Annotated in this window: 13 protein-coding genes and 1 tRNA gene; 7 read left to right on the top strand and 7 right to left on the bottom strand. The window is 65.0% G+C overall.

Annotated features, from left to right (window positions below; genetic code table 11):
• Complete coding sequence (locus tag AC1C2N_RS09215) at nt 1-1,266, bottom strand: ABC transporter substrate-binding protein (protein WP_495433763.1); 1,266 nt, start codon at nt 1,264-1,266, stop codon at nt 1-3.
• 138 nt (nt 1,267-1,404) lie between these two features.
• Between AC1C2N_RS09215 and AC1C2N_RS09220 the strand changes: the two genes are divergently transcribed.
• The gene (locus tag AC1C2N_RS09220; RefSeq protein ID WP_495433764.1) at nt 1,405-2,664 is read left to right on the top strand and encodes an ROK family protein; all 1,260 of its coding nucleotides are present in this window, start codon (nt 1,405-1,407) and stop codon (nt 2,662-2,664) included.
• Between the two features lie 47 nt (nt 2,665-2,711).
• On the opposite strand, the gene AC1C2N_RS09225 is transcribed toward AC1C2N_RS09220, so the two are convergent.
• Genes AC1C2N_RS09225 through AC1C2N_RS09235 form a run of 3 tightly spaced genes read right to left on the bottom strand, consistent with a single transcriptional unit; the run spans nt 2,712 to nt 5,990 of the window.
• Nucleotides 2,712-4,385: a tripartite tricarboxylate transporter permease gene (locus tag AC1C2N_RS09225; RefSeq protein ID WP_495433765.1), complete on the bottom strand. Its 1,674-nt coding sequence runs from the start codon at nt 4,383-4,385 to the stop codon at nt 2,712-2,714.
• A gap of 1 nt (nt 4,386) precedes the next feature.
• Nucleotides 4,387-4,977, bottom strand: coding sequence for a tripartite tricarboxylate transporter TctB family protein (locus AC1C2N_RS09230; RefSeq protein ID WP_495433766.1), 591 nt, complete (start codon nt 4,975-4,977; stop codon nt 4,387-4,389).
• A 2-nt stretch (nt 4,978-4,979) separates the two neighbouring features.
• Entirely contained in the window at nt 4,980-5,990 is a 1,011-nt protein-coding gene (locus AC1C2N_RS09235) for a Bug family tripartite tricarboxylate transporter substrate binding protein (RefSeq protein WP_483403825.1), read from the bottom strand.
• Between the two features lie 185 nt (nt 5,991-6,175).
• Between AC1C2N_RS09235 and AC1C2N_RS09240 the strand changes: the two genes are divergently transcribed.
• From AC1C2N_RS09240 to AC1C2N_RS09250, 3 genes are read left to right on the top strand one after another with little or no spacing between them, the layout of a single operon-like run.
• Nucleotides 6,176-7,870 (top strand): ATP-binding protein, encoded by a 1,695-nt coding sequence (locus AC1C2N_RS09240; protein WP_495433767.1) that lies wholly within the window; start codon nt 6,176-6,178, stop codon nt 7,868-7,870.
• The gene (locus AC1C2N_RS09245) at nt 7,867-8,565 is read left to right on the top strand and encodes a response regulator (RefSeq protein ID WP_495433768.1); all 699 of its coding nucleotides are present in this window, start codon (nt 7,867-7,869) and stop codon (nt 8,563-8,565) included. Before AC1C2N_RS09240 ends, AC1C2N_RS09245 begins: the two co-directional genes overlap by 4 nt.
• A 46-nt stretch (nt 8,566-8,611) precedes the next feature.
• Nucleotides 8,612-12,109: an FUSC family protein gene (locus AC1C2N_RS09250; RefSeq protein WP_495433769.1), complete on the top strand. Its 3,498-nt coding sequence runs from the start codon at nt 8,612-8,614 to the stop codon at nt 12,107-12,109.
• A 47-nt stretch (nt 12,110-12,156) separates the two neighbouring features.
• On the opposite strand, the gene AC1C2N_RS09255 is transcribed toward AC1C2N_RS09250, so the two are convergent.
• Entirely contained in the window at nt 12,157-12,534 is a 378-nt protein-coding gene (locus tag AC1C2N_RS09255; protein ID WP_495433770.1) for a fluoride efflux transporter FluC, read from the bottom strand.
• Entirely contained in the window at nt 12,531-12,995 is a 465-nt protein-coding gene (locus AC1C2N_RS09260; protein WP_495433771.1) for a fluoride efflux transporter FluC, read from the bottom strand. Before AC1C2N_RS09260 ends, AC1C2N_RS09255 begins: the two co-directional genes overlap by 4 nt.
• 266 nt (nt 12,996-13,261) lie before the next feature.
• Between AC1C2N_RS09260 and AC1C2N_RS09265 the strand changes: the two genes are divergently transcribed.
• The 3 genes from AC1C2N_RS09265 to AC1C2N_RS09275 all read left to right on the top strand — a co-directional run bounded on the left by AC1C2N_RS09265 (nt 13,262) and on the right by AC1C2N_RS09275 (nt 14,964).
• Nucleotides 13,262-13,335, top strand: a tRNA-Pro gene (locus AC1C2N_RS09265).
• Between the two features lie 181 nt (nt 13,336-13,516).
• Complete coding sequence (locus AC1C2N_RS09270) at nt 13,517-13,771, top strand: helix-turn-helix transcriptional regulator (protein ID WP_495433772.1); 255 nt, start codon at nt 13,517-13,519, stop codon at nt 13,769-13,771.
• A gap of 341 nt (nt 13,772-14,112) precedes the next feature.
• Nucleotides 14,113-14,964 carry a tyrosine-type recombinase/integrase gene (locus AC1C2N_RS09275; protein ID WP_495433773.1) on the top strand — a complete coding sequence of 284 codons (852 nt, stop codon included), beginning with the start codon at nt 14,113-14,115 and terminating at the stop codon, nt 14,962-14,964.
• A gap of 656 nt (nt 14,965-15,620) precedes the next feature.
• Here AC1C2N_RS09275 and AC1C2N_RS09280 read toward each other — a convergent pair.
• Nucleotides 15,621-16,076 carry a hypothetical protein gene (locus tag AC1C2N_RS09280; RefSeq protein WP_495433774.1) on the bottom strand — a complete coding sequence of 152 codons (456 nt, stop codon included), beginning with the start codon at nt 16,074-16,076 and terminating at the stop codon, nt 15,621-15,623.
• Between the last annotated feature and the right edge of the window lie 109 nt (nt 16,077-16,185).

Consider the following 16,185-nt stretch of genomic DNA (forward strand, 5'->3'; position numbering starts at 1 on the left):
TCAGTCGCGCAGGGCGAGGCGCGCCCAGTCGTCGTCGAGCCGGCTCAGCGTTGAGTCGACGTCGGCACCGGTCGCGATGGCCTGTACGTAGTTGGCGGCGGGGATGCTCAGGTGGATGCGCTGTGACGCGCCGAGGTAGAAGCGACCGTCTTCGTAGTACTCCTGCATGCCGAGGATGCGCTCATCCGTGGCCGGCGCCGCGTCGGTGGTGGTGCCGAAGCCGAGGAACTGGGCGTTGTACTCGTCCATGATCTCCTTCTGCATGAGGAACGACACGAATTCACGTGAGGCCTCCTGGGCATCGCCGATCTCGGGAACCCAGAGCGCGAGGTCGAGGTTCACTCGAACTTTGAGGTCATCCGGGTCGTCGGTTACCGGCAACGGAAAGGTGCCGAGTTCGAGGCTGTCGTCGGTCTTGGCGATTTCGCCGAGGGCCCACGGGCCCTGCATGAGCATGGCGGCTTCGCCCTTGGCGAATGCGACGTTCCCGTCGCCGTAGGTCCGGCTTGCTGAGTCGTCGTTGGAGTAGGCGGCAAGCTCCAGCATCTTCTCGACTGGCTCGGTGAAATCCTTCTGGAACGAGACCGATGAATCCGGGCCGACCTCGGTGCCGAGTTCGTTCATCTGCTCAAAGAAGTCGGCGACATCGACCGATCCGCCGACGGAGTAATCGAACAGCCCCTGTGCAATCGTCCAGGGCTCTGAGAACGTGCTGTAGATGGGGGTGATGCCCGCGTCCTGCAGGGTCTGGCAGACCGTGACCAGCTCGTCCCATGTCTCAGGAACGTCGAGACCGTTGTCTTCGAAGATCTTGACGTTATAGATGACGGATGCCGCGGCCACCGAGTAGGGGAGCACACTGGTGCGTCCCGGATAGGTCGCGTACTGGTCCGCCAGTTCCTGGACGTCAGGACGAATGCGGTCGGTCTCGGGCATGTCCGACAGGTCGGAGAGGGCACCGCGCTCCATGAACCGCGACATCTCCATGTTGTAGTTGAGCAGCCCGACGTCGGGTGGGTTGCCTCGGAGGAATCCCGCGGAGAGGTTGGATGCCGTGTCGAGGGTGACCTTCACCTCGGACTGCTCGCTGTTGAACTGCTTCACGAGATCCCGGAAGAAGGGGATCGCCTCCGGCTTGCTCATATGGAAGGTGATCTCGGTGGGGCCGCTCCCGGCCGCGGCGCACCCGGTGAGCGACAGCGCCGCGGCGGTGATCATGGCGACAGCGAGGCCGAATCGAGCTCGAGGACCGGTTCTCAAATTCACGACATTGTCTCCCTTGACGAATGTGTGCGGTGCTTTGTGGGGATATCCCTCCGGAATCGCTCCCGGAAGCATTATATTTAGGCTGTAAATCTATTGATGACGTACATACTGCGCTTACCAAAATGAAAGGTCAAGGCTTTGGTTCAGAGCGTTATCGCGTCGTCACCGCAAGTGTTGCGCACGCTCAATGCACGCACGGTGCTCGAGCATGCCTGGCAAACGCGCGTGTTCACGGCGTCGGATGTGATGGCATCCGTTGGCCTGACCCGGGCGACGGTGATCGGGGTTTGCGATGAGCTCGTCGTTAAGGGCTGGCTCGATCAGCTGGAAGACGTGCAGGGGACGGGGCGGAAGGGCCGACCGGCCCGCCGCTACGCGCTTCGGGAGCGAGCAGGCGTGGTTGTCGGTATTGACGCGGGGTATGACCGGATGTCTGCCAGGGTCGCTGACCTGCGCGGTGCGAGCCTCGGGACTGCAGAGGTCCGGATACCCGCCCGCTCGCCGAACAGTGTTGATCGACTAGCCGATGCCAGCGAACGGCGCCGTCTTGCCCTCGAGGTGTTCGATCGGGCGATGGCAACGTCAGGGGTCGACCGCTCGCGGGTGCTGGGGCTCACCATCGGAGTACCGGCACCCGTTGACGCTCAGGGGACGTCTCCCGAGGGCGAGAACGGATTCTGGGCCGTGATGAACCCCGACCTCAGCGGGGCCTTTGAGGATGTCGCCCCGATCGTCACCGTCGAGAACGATGCGAACCTCGCGGCGATCGCCGAACGCGCGACAGGGACGGGGCAGGGCCGCGATGTGGGCTCGTACATCTCGATGCTCGTCGGTGAGGGAATCGGCTCCGGGCTGATGATCGAGGGCAGACTCGTGCGCGGCAGGAGGGGCGGCGCCGGCGAAATGCGTTTTCTCGATTACGTCGACGGCGTGGGTTCGGCCAACGGGCTGGCCTTGCTGGCCCGGCAGTGGGCGTCCGAGGCAATGGCGGCGGGCGAGGTTGACGCCCGCAGCCCCCTTGGCAGCGTGAACCCCAAAGCGCTGACCGAGAGCGATGTGGCGAAGGCGGCCGAGCTGGGGGATGCCGTTGCGCGCGGAATCCTCGATCGTCTCGCCGAGCGCCTCGCACGGATCTGCATCGTGCTCGGTGATCTGCTTGACGTCGACAGGGTCATCGTTGGCGGCCACCTGGCTGAGTCGCTGCCTGCCGTGATCGCCGGGGCAGCCCTCAGGGTCGCGGGCAGCGGTGACCCGACGGCTCCTGAACTCGTGGCGTCGCGGCTGGGCGGTGACGCCGTGAGTGTCGGAGCCGTTGAGCACGCGTTGTCCCTGGTGAGGGAACGGGCGCTGGTGCTCGAACCCGGTGCCCGCACCGTCGCGGGGCCGGAACCCGTCTGAGCGGTCCGGCCCCGCGGCGGGGCGCTACGGCGTGTTCCCCGGTGCGCCTACTGCTTGTCGTCCGGCCCGTTTGAATCCGTTCCTGACCGTTTCGGCTCGTCGTCCTTCCACGGCACCACACGGATGTCCGACGTTCTCACATCCGTGGGGCGATCGCCGGCATCCCACATCTGGTTCACCGCAGCCTTGACCGAGGTGTCGGCTGCTGCCGCCGCGGCCAGGGTGCGCTCGAGCCGGCTTTGACGCTGGCGCAGCCAGAGCCCGAGGGCGATGATGAGGATCAGGGCGATGTAACAGATCGCCGCGAACGGGCGTGTGAACAGGGCGCCGAGATCACCCTGGCTGAGCTGAAGCGCTCGCCGAAGCTGCGCTTCAGCCATCGGGCCGAGGATGAGCCCGATGACGAGGGGAGCGATCGGGTAACCGTACCTGCGCAGGAAGTACCCGACGATACCGATGATCAGGAGGATCACGATGTCGGCGATCGAGAAGTTCACCGCGTACGCACCCAGGGCTGCGAAGGTCAGGATCCCCGCGTAGAGGTACGGCCGCGGGATTTGCAGGAGCTTCACCCAGATCCCGACGAGCGGCAGGTTGAGCACGAGCAGCAGCACGTTGCCGATGTACAGGCTCGCGATGAGCGCCCAGACGAGCGCGGGCTGGTTGGTGAACAACTGCGGGCCCGGCTGGATGCCGTATGACTGGAATGCCGAGAGGATGATCGCGGCGGTCGCCGTTGTCGGCAGTCCGAGGGTGAGCAGCGGAACGAGCACCCCGGCGGCCGCAGCGTTGTTTGCCGCCTCCGGCCCGGCGACGCCCTCGATAGCCCCACGGCCGAACTGCTCCTTGTGCTTCGAGAGCTTCTTCTCGCTGGCGTAGGACAGGAAGGTAGCGACATCCGCTCCACCCGCCGGAATCGTCCCGATCGGGAAGCCGATCGCCGTTCCGCGGAGCCACGGTTTCCACGACCTGCGCCAGTCGTCCTTCGACATCCAGCTGCGCCAGCCGCGGGTCACAGGGATGAGGGCGATTGCCCCGTGTCGCATCCTGCTCGCGACGTAGAGCGTCTCGCCAACGGCAAAGAGCCCGACCGCGACCAGAACGACGTCGATTCCATCGGCGAGCGGGAGCAGGCCGAAGGTGTACCGCTGCTGGCCGGAGAGGATCTCGGTGCCGACGAGCCCGAGGAACAGGCCGATGCCGAGGGAGGTGAGGCCCCGCCACACCGACGAGCCGAGGAGCGCACCGACGGTGATGAAGGCCACGACCATGAGCGCGACGTAGTCGGCCGGAGCGAGGGTGACCGCCCACGATGCGATGATCGGGGCAAACAGGGTGAGGCCGACTGTCGCGATCGTGCCCGCCACGAACGAACCGATGGCCGCTGTCGCGAGTGCGGCGGCCCCTCGGCCGAGCTTCGCCATCTTGTTGCCCTCGAGCGCGGTGACGATCGAGGCCGATTCGCCCGGCGTGTTCAGCAGGATGCTCGTTGTCGAGCCGCCGTACATGCCGCCGTAGTAGATACCGGCGAAGGTGATCAGCGCCGCGGTCGGGTCGAGCGAATAGGTCAGCGGCAACAGCAGGGCGACGGTCATGGCCGGGCCGATGCCCGGGAGCACGCCGACGGCGGTGCCGACGAGCACGCCGATGAAGCCGAAGATGAGGTACTGCGGCTGGAGGGCCGTTGCGAAACCCTCCATCAGGCTCAGGATGTTGTCCATGTCAGCCTCTCAGGGTCGCGAGGAGCGGGTTCAGCCAGGTCAGCAGCGGCCCGGGTGGCAGGGAGAGGCCGAGGAGGCCGCCGAAGAGGATGAAGATGATGAGGCCGAGCACCAGTCCGATGATCAGCGCCATCCACCAGCGCTTCGCGCCGAGCGACCAGGCGACGCCACCGAAGAGGACGGCGGCGGCGAACGGCCAGCCGATCACCTCGATGAGTGCGATGTGCGCGACCACGAACGCCGTGATCTTCGCGAGTGTGATCCAGTCCGTCTTCGCGGCGCTGTCGATGTCCTCACCTTCTTCGAGGTCGGCGAGCTTGCCGCGGAAGACGTCAACGACGACCATTGCGGCCGAGACGATGAGGATGGTTCCGACGAGGAACGGGAAGACCCGGGGACCAACCTGGGTGCCGGCCCCCGGCACCCGAATGGCGAAGGCACCGGCGAAAACGAAGATACCGAGCGCGAGGGCGAGAGCGGCGAAGATGTACTCGCCGAGTTTCGACCGCGCCGGGGGAGCGGCAACCGGGTCGTTCCCGGTTGCCGGGTGTGCCTGGCCGTTGCCGGGCACACCCGTCGATGGGCTCGACATGATCAGCCGACCAGGCCGATGTTCGTGAGCGTGGTGGTGACCTCGGTGATGTTCTCGTCGAGGTACGTCTCGAACTCGTCACCGGTGAGGAACGCATCCGCCCAGCCGCGGGTTTCGAGCTGTTCGGTCCATGCGTCGCTGTCGTGCAGTTCGGTGACGGTCGCGATGAGTGCGTCGCGGTCAGCGTCGGAGATGTCCGTCGGCGCGAGGACACCGCGCCAGTTGGTGAGCGTGACGTCGTAGCCCTCGTCGGTGATGGTCGGGACATCCGGCAGGTTCTCGGCCGGTTCGGCACTCGACACCGCGAGTGCCCTCATCGTGCCCGATTCGATGTGCTCGACGAACTCGCCGATGCCCGAGATGCCCGCCGCCGCGTTGTTGCCCAGGATGAGGTTCACCGCTTCGCCACCGCCCGAGTTCGGGATGTAGTTGAGGCTCTCGGCGATCTCGGTGCCGGAGAGTCCGGCCTCTTCGAGCAGCAGGCCGGCGAGGATGTGGTCGGCGCCACCGGCAGAGCCGCCGGTCACCGACACGTCCTGGCCGTTTTCGACGATGTCCTCGACGAGATCCTCGAGGTTCTTGTACTTCGAGTCGGCCGGCACAACGACGACGAGTGCTTCCTCGGTGAGGCGGGCGATGGGCGTGGTGTCTTCCATCCGGTTCTGGGCCGCGTTGGTCTCAACGGCGCCGACCATCACGAGCCCGGTGACCATGAGCGTGTGCGGGTCTTTCTCGTTCGCCAGTGATGCAAGGCCGACGGTTCCGCCGGCTCCGCCGATGTTGGTGACCGGTGCGCTGTCGACGATGCCCTCTGCCGTGAGGGTCTCGGACATCGCGCGTCCGGTCTGGTCCCAGCCGCCACCCGGCTCTGCTGGGACGATGATCGAGAGGTCGGTGACCTCGGTGCTCGCTTCCGAGTCCGAGTCTGTGGCGGGATCGGCGGCCGGTGAGCTGCAGGCCGCGAGCGTGAGAGCTGTTGCTGCAGCAACGATGACCAGGCTGTGTCGTCGCATGATGTCTCCTCATTGAGTGATTGCGAGTGGGGTCGCGTCGGTGCGCCCCGTGCTGATCAGCACGATAGTTCGGTCGGATGCTCCGCCGGGGCTTTCGTAAGTATTGGCCGCGGCTCTTCATCGGTTCGACCGGGCATCCGCTCGCCGCTGACGGCAGATCGCGCGACAATGGGGGAGTGAAAGCAATGTCGCTTCGCCTGCAGCTGCTTCTTCTCCAGGCGCTGATCGTGTGTTCCGTCGTGCTGGTCACCGGCGTTGTGGCAGCCAGCCTGTTTGAACGCCAGGTGCGCGACGCCTACCTCGACCGTATGATCGGCGTCGCGCAATCGGTGGCCACGCTTCCCGCGATCCGCGATGCGTACGACGACCAGGACCCGGCCGCGGTGATCCAGCCGATCGCCGAGGTCATCCGGGAGGCATCGAACGTCACCTATGTTGTCGTGACGGATGCCGACGGCATCCGTTATTCGCATCCAGACACCGATCGCATCGGCGAACCCGTCTCGACCGATCCGTCTGTGCCGCTGTCAGGCAAGATGTTCGTCGGTACCGAGACCGGCACCCTGGGCGAATCCTGGCGGGCCAAGGTGCCCGTTCACAGTGCGGACGGCGAGGTCATCGGCACGGTATCGGTCGGGATTCTGGAGTCGGCGCTTCGCGAGGACTTCGTCGGCGGGCTCGGCGCGCTCGTTTTTCCGCTCGCGGCATCCGCCGTCGTCGGGATCTTCGGAGCCGCCGGGGTGACCGCGATCATCCGCCGCCGGATCTACCGCCTCGAGCCGAAGGAGATCGCGTCGCTCGTTGGGTCGCGGGAGACCATGCTGCACGGCATGAGTGAGGGGATGATCAGCGTCGACGAGGCCGGTGTGATCGTGCTCGTCAACGATGCGGCGCTCGAGCTTCTCGGGCTGGACGAGGATTCCCTCACCGGGCGACTGGCTGCCGAGGTCCTCGATCCGTCGCTCGTCGGCGTGCTGCAGCGCGGCGAACCCGGCGGTCAGCTCGTGCTCGCCGGTGAGCGGATCCTCGTGGCGCGAAGCACGGGCACCGAGCTGCACGGTCGTGCCGTGGGTGCGACCCTGCTCGTGCGCGATCACACCGAGCTCCACCAGCTGCTGCGCGAGATGGACGGCGCGCAGTCGCTCACCAACGGGTTGCGGGCGCAGGCCCACGAGTTCGCGAACAAGCTGCACGTGATCTCGGGGCTGCTCGAGCTCGGCCTCATCGACGACGCCAGGGCCTTCGTCGAACGCACCGGGACCGGGGGAGCACTGCGGGTTCCCGGTGAAGAGGTGATTCTCGAGATCCCCGAGCTTGCCGCGCTGTTGCTCGTCAAGGCCAGCCATGCGCGCGAACTGGGGATGTCGGTCTCGATCCTCCCAACGGATCCGCTGCCGGCGTGGCTGAGGTCGGATGCCGCGTCGACGTTGCGAGGTGACCTCGTGACGGTGGTGGGCAACCTGATCGACAACGCACTCGAGGCGTGCTCGGCGGGTAACCACATCGAGCTGGGCTTCGGGATCGACGGCGCCCGGATCCGGGTGACGGTCGAGGACGACGGAGACGGTATTCCGCCCGATCAGTACGAGCGGGTGTTCGAGGAGGGCGTCAGTTCGAAGGCGATCGCGGCCGACGCGAGCCCGACGCTGCGGCGGCGGGGGATCGGCCTTGCCCTGGTGCGGCGCACGGTGCTCCGGGCGCGAGGTACCGTCACGGTCGGGCGTTCCGAGCGTGGTGGCGCGCTGTTTACCGTCGAGCTGCCGGTAGGCGACCTGCCCGGGCGAAGCCGGCCATCGCAGGAATCCGCGGCGGGTGCTCGTGCGGCCGGTACCGGTGCCGGTGCCGCCGGTGCTGGTGTCATGAGTGCTGGTGCGTCGTGACCGTCGCCGCTGTTCTCCGGACCATCATCGTGGACGACGACATCGAGGTGGCGTCGTTGCACGGCAGATTCGTCGGCGCGCATCCCGCGTTCGCGGTGGCTGCGACTGCGCACAACGGGCCGGACGCACTCAGGCTCATTGCCGAACACCGTCCCGATCTGGTGCTGCTCGATTTCGACCTGCCCGGACTCGCCGGACTCGAGGTGCTTCGCGGGGTGCGGGCACTGGGCGGTGTGCAGCCCGAGGTGATCGCGGTCACCGCCGCGCGCGATGTCGAGAGCGTGCGGCAGGCGCGGAGTGCCGGGATCCAGCACTACCTCGTGAAGCCGTTCACCGCACGAGGCCTCAATGAGCGACTCGACGATGTGGCCCGTGACCGGCTCGCGCTCGTCGAGTCCGGGGTGCGGGCGGAACTCGCCCAACGCGAGATCGACGCTCTCATGACCACGGGCATCCGTTCTCGCATTGTCCTTCCCAAAGGACTCAGCAGTGAGACGCTCGACACGGTTGAGGCCGCGCTCGGGTCCGCACCGAACAGTTCGGCGGTGCAGATCGCCGAGCTTTCCGGCATCTCTCGCGTGAGTGCGCGCCGGTACCTCGAGTACCTCGTCGCTGTGAACCGGGCCGAGAAGACGCTCGACTACGCCACCGCGGGGCGCCCGTCGACGCGCTTCTCGAGGGCAACGGCCGGCTGAGTCCTTCGCATCTTGTGCTCGATCCGCGGAGTCCTATGCTGACCGCGTGGATGCGCTGTGGATAGGACTCGGATTCGTCGTCCTCGCAGTGACGTGGCTCGACGTGTTTCTGAGCGCCCTCAACTATGACGAAGCAGGCTTCATCGCCGGGCGACTGGCGCGGTGGCAATGGGAATTGACGAAACGATTAACCCGGCAAGTTTCACGGCGTTGGCGACCCGCCGTCCTGCGGCAGGTCACCGGACTGCAAGTTCTGGTCACTGTCGTGTGGTGGCTCAGCGGAACGATCCTGGGGTACGGCCTGGTCTATCTGGGGTTCATGCAGGGCAAAAACTTCGTCTACGACGGTGTTCACGGCGACCTGTTCGGCGCGTTGTATTTCAGCGCGGCTCAACTGTCCACGGTCGGAACGTCACAACTGGTGCCAGACACCGACTTTCTGCGTATCCTCTCCGTTACTGAGTCCCTCACCGGTATCGTTCTCGTCGTCCTCATCCTCGTGTTTCTGGTCTCGCTCTTCGACGCCGTCTCCAGCCTGCGCTCCCTCTCCTCTCAATTCGGCAGCCCGGGCGACGGAGTGGGCGAACCGGTTGCGAGCCTCGCGCCGTACTTTCCCCGCGGAACCGCCGTCGATCTTGACGCGCATCTCAGGAGCCTCTCGGATGTGTTCAACTCGTATACCGATGGTGTGCGGAGGCACCACGCCGCGTACTTCTTTCAGAGTGGACGTGACACGTTCTCGTTGCCGTACTCGATTGAGATGCTCGCTGGGACGATCGGAGGGTTGCGCTGGGGGCTTCCCGCATCGCACCCGGCCACCCGGCAACCGACTCTGCTGCTGTTGACCGAGCAGTTCGACGAATTCGAAACGTATATGCATCCGCTGCTCAAGTGGATGAGCATCGATGTTCCTGAGCTGGTGACCGCCGAGGCATTTGCTGGGCAGGTGACGGCAGAGCTGGCCGCTCGGCCGCGGTCGCGGCGACGGGTGAGCCAGCGACACGACGGTGACCGCTGGGTGCACCGCTTCATCGGCGTCAACCGCGACATGGCGCCGCTCGTGGACAGTGAGCCGTTGGGCGACATCAACGATGCGTATTCCCGGTACGTTGCCTGGTTGCCGTTCGCCTACCGTGCCCAGCAGTTCGGCTCGGCGGTCAGCCGCGACCTCGACTATCAACCGGTTTACTCCAGGCGGAAAGACGAATGGCCTCAGGGTGCGCTGGCACCGGCACCCAGCGAGACCGCCGGGAAGCAGAGCGGCGGCGGGCTCAGGGGGTTCCTGTCCCGCCGGGTCACGCTGATCGACCCCGGCTTCTCCCGCCTTCTCGGTGCCCTCCGGGGGCTCATGGCTGCGGCGCTCGCCGTCATAGTCCTCGCGGCTGGTCTGCCGATGCTCGGCATTCCCGCATTCCCCGCAGCGATCTTCGGTGGAATGATTGCGATGTTCACCGGCTCAGCGTCGGGCTCCGCTCACGGTATCCGTCGCCTGGCAGCTGCGCTCTCGGTCATTCCCGTCCTGATTTCGCTGGGAATCAGTGCGATCGTCCCGCACGATCCCATGCCGTCGAGTGTGACACTCGCCTGCCTGGCGTTCGTTGCCGTCGCCGCTACCCGGTTCGGCCCAAAGTTTGGCGGGTTCGGCCAGCTCGCGTTCATGACGTACTACTTCACGTTGCTCCTCGGCTTGCAGGGAAACCAGTTCCCCGTATTCGTCGGTGCAGCGGTTGTCGGTGCCCTCAGTTCGGTCATCGTGCAGATGATCCCCAACAAGAGCGCACACGTCCGGGTGGTGAAGGGCGGTGTGGTCGCGTTTGAGCACCGGCTGGCCCGCTCCCTTGACCCGCTGGTTGACGCCGTTTCCGCTGCGCGCTGGGATCCGGACCTGATGCGTCGCACCCGCGCGGAACTGCGACAGACGCACCAGATGGCCTCATTCCTGACCGGGCAACTCACTGAGAATGATCCTGATCTCGGGCTCGACGCCCAGCAGGCAAGCGTCTTGCGCATCCGGGTTCACGAAGCGGAACTCGCCCTGGTTAACCTGTCTTCCGAGGCCAGACTGGCGACGGGGGCGGGTATGCCGCTCGATGTCCGTGCGCGTCTTGCCGGTGTCCTGGCGTCGGTGCGTGACCACATTGCGGAGATTCCGGATGCTCCGGCGTGGGTAGCGCCGGAGGGTGACGACGCAAGGACGATCGGTGACGGCACGGGATCAGCCTCTTCTCCAGCGGGCTCGCTCGACCTCCGGTCTCTCAGCTCAGAAGCCGCGCGTTGGCCACGCGTGGCACACCGTGTACTCCGTTCCGCATACGAGCTGCAGGAAGCGGTCGATGTGCTCCAGTCGGCGCGAGCGGTGGAGCTCGCGCCGACTCATTCTGGTGACGAGCCATCCCCGCCCTCACCCGAGACCGGTGCCAACGACGCCGCGCAGGCATCCGTCGATCAACGGGAATCTGTCGACGAATCAGCAATCATCGACGCCTCCGGTGGGGATCGGCCACCGGCTGCCGCAGACACCGCACCCATCTGGCGCAGGGCTGTCCAGGCCAGCCTGTCGACAGGGGTAGCGCTTTTCCTTGGGACCTTCGTATCGACAACTCACCAGTATTGGGCGGCGATGCCCGCATATCAGGCGATCGGTGGCAGCGACGGTGAGACTTTCGTGAAGGGTTCGCAGCGGATCATCGGCACAGTGTTCGGTGCCATCGTCGGTTTCAGTATTGCGATCGCTGCAGCATCGGACCCCGCCGTGCTCCTGCCGGTGCTCGCCGTCTGCGTTTTCGCGATGATGTACTTCCGCGGCGCTTCGTCACCGCTCTCATCCTTCTGGAAGACCATGATGTTCGCCCAGCTGTACGAACTGCTCGGCCGACTGAACTCAGAAACCATTGGTGTGCGCATCGTCGAGACGATTATCGGGGCCGGTGTTGCTCTGATCATTGCCGCGTTGATCTTGCCGACGCGAACACGCGACAAGTTTGCCGGGCAAGCCGTCAAGCTGACGCGAACGGTGCAAGCCATTACAGCGACTGCCCTCGAACTGTGGCGGCGTGACCGGCAATTGACCGCCGAGGAGATTGCTGCACTCTCCAAGCAGGAGGTCGCCATGACCTCCCAGTTGCGCGATCTGCAGGCAACGGCCGGCCCGATGAGCTACGGAGCCGGGGCGTTTGAGCCCGGTGGGATCGAGAACCGCCTCACCGGGTTTTGGGAACTTTTGTATTACACGAGGCATTTCATCGCCTCGGCGGAACGCGTGCACCGTGGCAAGGCGCGGCTTACCGACGAACAGTGGGAGCAGCTGGAAGAAACGACCACCCAGAACTTCGAGGCGCTCATTGCGGTCTATGAAGGTCGTGCCTCAGGGCCGGTGGCCCCCGATATCGGTGTCGACGATCTGGGCGACGAGGAGGAGCCCTTGGCCGCAGAGATTGCGCTTCGCGCCCTCGCGAGGGCGAATCAGACGGTCGCGATTATGGCCGTGGACCTCGCTCCGCAGGTTGCGGAGATCCCGCGTCGGCTCCCTGCGTCTCCCGTCTAACTCGCGCACCAGCCTCATGCAGCGACCGAGGTTAGAGACTGATGCGCTCAAATCGATGCACCGATCCATAGGCCTAAGCAGGCGAGACCGACACAGATCACGAGCATGCCGACACTGCTGAGAAACGCGAAACCGTACTTCTTCTTCCTGACGAGCTGTACCGTTTCGTAGCTGGCGGTGCTGAAGGTCGTGAATCCGCCGAGGTGTGCGGCGCCGATGATCACCGCGAGGTCGGTCGGAAGCAGGTGAATCATCGTCAGACCGGTGAGGAAGCCGAGCGCGAGCGAGCCCGCGGCGTTGATGGTCGTGGTGGCCCACTGAAATCCGGTTTTCTGGCGAGACCGGATGAGTTGATCGACCGTAAGCCGGATGGCAGCACCAACGCCCCCGCAAACGACGACGAGCACGAAGACCAGCGGAGTCATGGTGCGTCACCCGTTTGCGTCGCGGCGTCAGGTGTCTTTTCAGCGCGAGCGTTGTTGCCAATGCTGGCGATCACGATGCCGAGCCAGGTCGCGGCGGCGCCGACCACCACCGTGCCGAGGGCGAACGCGATTGCTCCCGCTGTGAACCCGTGTTGAAGAAGCACGGCAGTGTCGGTGGCCAGGGAACTGTAGGTTGTGAAGCCGCCGCAGTATCCGGTGCCGAGCAACAGTCTGAGGTTTTTGCCCGTTTGTCTTGTGCTGTCGAGCCGGGTCAAAGCCTCATACAGATAGCCGAGCAGGAACGCGCCGATCAGGTTGATGATGGCGATCGAGACAGGGATTGTTTCGAACGCGGGAACGGCCATTCTGAGCCACTCCCGGGTCGCAGCACCAAAAGAGCCGCCGACGAAGACGAGGCCGATCGACAACACGAACGAGTGCCCGTGCCGCGACGCCATCATGTGCGGTACGGGCCGGTCGCCGAACGCTGGCAGCCGTGTGGATGCGGGCGAATGACACCGAGTACGCGGGGAGAGCACGCGAGACCGAGTGGATGTGATGTGTCGGGTTCGGTGTGAGTGCCCATAGCTTCGACGATAGTGGCTCGTCACGACTCAGGGCTCTGTCCCAATGGCTCGCACATCCATGCGCGGGGGTGAGAGGGTGACAAAGGGAGCCTGAAATGTCCTGTAGCATTGACGAGGTCGTCCGAGAGGATGACTGGTCGCGGGCTGTGGCGCAGCTTGGTAGCGCACTTGACTGGGGGTCAAGGGGTCGCAGGTTCAAATCCTGTCAGCCCGACCGAATGTCCCGGAAACTCAAGGGTTTCCGGGACTTTTTAGGTTAAGAGATTTGATTGAGTCATCACTACGTCATCACTTTGAGCACTTTTCAGCCGCTGAACCGGCCCAGTCGTCCGAGGCGCTGAGGTCGCTTTCGGTCCCTCCCGATCGTCCGGGATCGTCGTGCGCACCTTCTGGGTATGAGCATCCACGACGAACACCAAACCTCTCCTCACACCGACGAGTGGGGCCTGGAGCCCCTGATGGACGTCCACGAGCTGGCGGCCTATCTGGGCATCCCGATCTCCACCGTCTACGACTGGCGGGTGCACGGCAAAGGCCCCGCCGCCTACCGGTTCGGCAAACACCTGAAATTCGCGATCTCCGACGTGCGCGCCTGGATCGCCGAGCAACGCGAACCCACCAGCGGGCCCAGGCGCACCGATCGGCGGTGAGCCGAGATGCCTCGGCAGCTGTTGGCCGTCGGCACCTTCGGCGACATCAGCACCCACACGTCGCCGACCGGCCGATATGTGGCCCGAACGCGCTACCGCGACTGGGACGGTCACGCCCGTCTGGTGCAGGCCAGCGGCACCACCGCCAGGGCCGCAGAACGGGCGCTGAAGAGCAAGCTCGCCGACCGGGACCTGTTCCAACCCGCCGACACGACCCTGACGCCGGATAGCCTCTTCAGTGATCTGGTGACCTACTGGCTGGAGGACATCGACCTGGAGGACCGGATCTCGAGGACTACCCGGAACCTCTACGAGCGCAACATGCGCACCCTCGTCTCCCCGTGTTCGACAGCCTCGCCCTGCGTGAGATCGGCGTCGCCCGGTGCGACAAGTTCATCAAGCAGCTGTCGAAGATCTCCTACAGTCGCGCCAAGCAGGCCCGGGTGGTGCTGCGGCTCGCCCTGGAACTGGCGGTGCGGCACGAGGTCCTCCCGCGCAACCCGATGGACCACGTTGGCCGCCTGCACCGTGAGCCGCACGTCCCCGATGCGCTCATGGCCCCCGAGGTGAACACGATCCGTGCGGCGATCGCCCAGTGGGAGAGCGCCGCGGATCACATGTCCGGACCGAAGCCCGATGGCCAGCTCGGCGCGATCATCGAGGTGATGCTCGGTACCTCAGCGCGGATTGGTGAGGTGCTGGCGATCCGCCGCCGGGACGTCGACGTCACGAGCTCCGTGCCGTCCATCCGCCTGGCCGGTACGATCGTCAGCCGCAAGGGTGAGCAGACTTTCCGGCAGGATCACCCCAAAACCGCCAGGTCCACCCGCGTTGTCGCCATCCCCACCTTCGCTGCCGACGCGGTCCGCCGGCGACTCGCCGGAGTCGGGAGTGTGGGCCTGGACGAATTGCTGTTCCAGTCCCGGGACGGCACGCCGCTGACGACTGCGAACGTGCGCCGACAATTGCGACAGGTACTCGAGGGAGCTGGAATCAAGGGAGTGACCCCGCACATGTTCCGCCGAACGGTTGCCACCGCGGTCAACACCAACGCCAGCATTGAGCTCGCGGCAGAACTGCTCGGCCACACGGACACGAAGATCACGGTGCAGCACTACATCCAGCGCAGCGAGATGGTGAACCCGGCCACCTCCGCGCTCCTCGACCGAGCATTCGCGAAGGATGAAGAGTGAACGCGGTGCTGCCACGGTCGCAGCACCGTTCATCCCGGGGTTTCGCCGATCTCCGTCGATCAGCGACCCAACCGCAGCTGCTTTCCTCACCGGCTGTTCGCGATGGATGGCTGTCGACTTATCGCGGTGCCGCCACGGTGGCGGCACCGCATCGTCTGGGGTTTGCCGCCAGCGTCGAATCTCTGTACGGGTCGCCTCTACGCACGTGGACCAGGAGTTGGCGAGTGTCGACCACGCATCACGGTGGTGCCACGGTGGCACCACCACCGTCTCTTCTGGAGTTGTACCGAAAGCCCGAGAATCAGGTCCGCGATGCAACGTTTGGGCCTGCTCAGAACTACCTCCCATTCTGCGCCGACGATCGAGAGTTCGCAATCGCTCCATGCGCGAAAGCGGAACCCTCAACGGGGACCCTCGGCGAGCGAGCCCGAGCTTCGCCTTCTGCCCCTCAGTTGGCGGCCCTGCTGGAGCGTATCTGTGCGAACCACACGATGCGGGAAATGATCAATGCGATCCCGTTCGCCGCGACAATGGTGACGGCCCGTGTGGGCTGCACACCTATCTGTCCGCCCCTGCGCGCCGGCTCGCACCGGTTGTGCGGAACTGGTTAGGAAATCGTGTTTTCTAAGATTGCGAGCACTCTATCCACTGTGTGCCTACTGACTGATAATCGCGGACGCCACGCTTGCGCCCGCGGCGACGAGCGCGGCAAGCACCGCCACGCCGATGCCGAAACGGGCTTGCTTGGACTGGTGTTGGAATTGATCGAGCGTGCGCTCTTGGGCGGCTTGCTGAGAAATGAAATCCAACAGCGTCGACACGAAATCCGATCGCAGTTCGGTTGGGTTTCCAGCTTCCCCATTTCTGGTCTGCGGCCGCATCGCATACCGGGCGTGAAGCGTGTAATAATGCTCGTTGGTGTCAGACACCCTCCGGCTTCGCCGAAAGATTGCGGGAAAGGCGAGGAGGGTCTCTCGTACATCATCTGCAGGGAGTGAGAGGTCATTTGCGACATTCCTCGCGGTGCGGCTCTCAGACGACGTCAGAGCGAGGTAGGTCGTTAGGGCGACCAAAGTGTCGAGGTTGTCGCTGTAACGTGCGTCCTTGTTCATGAGGTCAGGGTATGCGCTCTAGTATCGCCAGCTCTACAAAGAAGTGAATTCGAATGAAGCCGCTCTGAACGGAGTGGGTTCGATGCAACTGCACTCAAGGGGTGACGAC

This window comes from Mycetocola sp. Y791 (assembly GCF_059445325.1).